This is a genomic window from Mesorhizobium sp. M7A.F.Ca.US.014.04.1.1 (assembly GCF_003998745.1).
Classification (GTDB): domain Bacteria; phylum Pseudomonadota; class Alphaproteobacteria; order Rhizobiales; family Rhizobiaceae; genus Mesorhizobium; species Mesorhizobium ciceri.
Genome location: NZ_RZRW01000967.1, coordinates 1 through 1,401, shown reverse-complemented (window position 1 = coordinate 1,401; position 1,401 = coordinate 1). Strand labels below are relative to the sequence as shown.

General features: G+C 56.0%; 1 protein-coding gene and 1 pseudogene. Both read right to left on the bottom strand.

From position 1 onward, the window contains the following. The coding region (locus EOA22_RS33585; RefSeq protein ID WP_127390613.1) for a radical SAM protein at positions 1-927 on the bottom strand (927 nt) is incomplete at its 3' end. After that, positions 924-1,401 (bottom strand): annotated as a pseudogene (locus tag EOA22_RS37875) (His-Xaa-Ser system radical SAM maturase HxsB); the annotation flags it as partial. The gene EOA22_RS33585 and the pseudogene EOA22_RS37875, both read right to left, overlap by 4 nt.

Below are 1,401 nucleotides of genomic sequence, written 5' to 3'. Positions count from 1 at the left end.
GTTATAGAGCTTGGTCTCGATCCCGCGGCTGATCGCAAAATCCAGTGCCTTGCCGACTACGTCGAAGCCCTTGGAACTGTCATAGAACAACGAGCTCCAATTCTGCCGGCCGTAGCCAATGTTTTCGAGCTGCATGATTGCCCATTTGTCGACGAAAGGCAGCGCGGTCGTCACAAACTTCGCCAGGTCAAATAGCTTGGGAGCATTGGGTTTCATAAGGACTGTGCGCAGTTCAATCTTTGCGCCAGCCTCGCAAAGGAGTGACAGGCTTTTTCTAACCTGGTCGAACGCACCTGGTTTCCCCACGATGCGATCGTGGACATCACGATCGCTTGAGTACACAGGGATGCCCCAAAGGATACGATCCAGGTCCATACGACGAAGTCTGACGACGTCGTCACGGTCAAAATGCTGGGCATTGGTCAGGACGTGGAAATTGATGTCGCGACGGGCGGACATTGTTGTGTCCAGAAACTCGAGCAACTCCGATTTGAAGAGCGTGGGCTCCCCTCCCGATATGCCGATGGTCGAATTTCCTGGCGATAAGAGCACGGCCGTTTCGAAGAATGGAAACATGTCGATGTGCCGCTCTTTCGGAGGTTGAGAGCACATCAAACAGAGCTGATCGCACCGTTCCGTGATCAAGAGGGTGTTGTGTCGGGAATTCGCTCGGATGAGGCGGTGCGCCGTCCCTCGCCAGGGCACGACAAACATCACATCACCATTGACCTCGCTCGGATCGACGCCGAATACACGAAGCTTGCCCATCGCTCCGGCGAAGTCGGCGTTTTCCGCACTGGCATTCTCCAACGTCGCGTCCAGCGAACCGGCATCGCTACAGTCCTCCGACAATCCTTCGAACGACCTGAGGCGAACAACGTAGGGATCTACGACATCGGTTTCGATTTTGAGACGAAGCGGGATCATACATGCACCGGGATCATGTGATCCCCCCACGATGGCACGCGGGCCCAGCTGGCGAGCGACCGGATCGCCGCATCGTCGCGGCGACTGACTACCTCGACGACCTTATCGAAAAGGGAAATGTGTCTCTTGCAGAACCAGGTCTCGTTGCGAACCAGATCAACGCGTCCGTCCCGCGACAGGTCATCGACGACGTCCGTTCCGCAGAAGGGTTGATAGACGCAGTGGATGCAGTCGGCGTCGAAGTTGTTGATCGACGCGTGGTTCAGGAGCCGAACTTTCGTCTGATCAAGACCTTCGGCAACTGTGCCAATCGACAGATCAACGCGTCCTATACGCGAAAGCATCCGAGCTTCGTCGGTAGGGTACAATACCCCATCGTGATCGACGACGATATAGTCCGACGCGAAGAAATTTGGATTGCGCAGGTCGACGTGGTCATCGGCTCCCGATCTGAGAAACCGGCGCAAACACTGG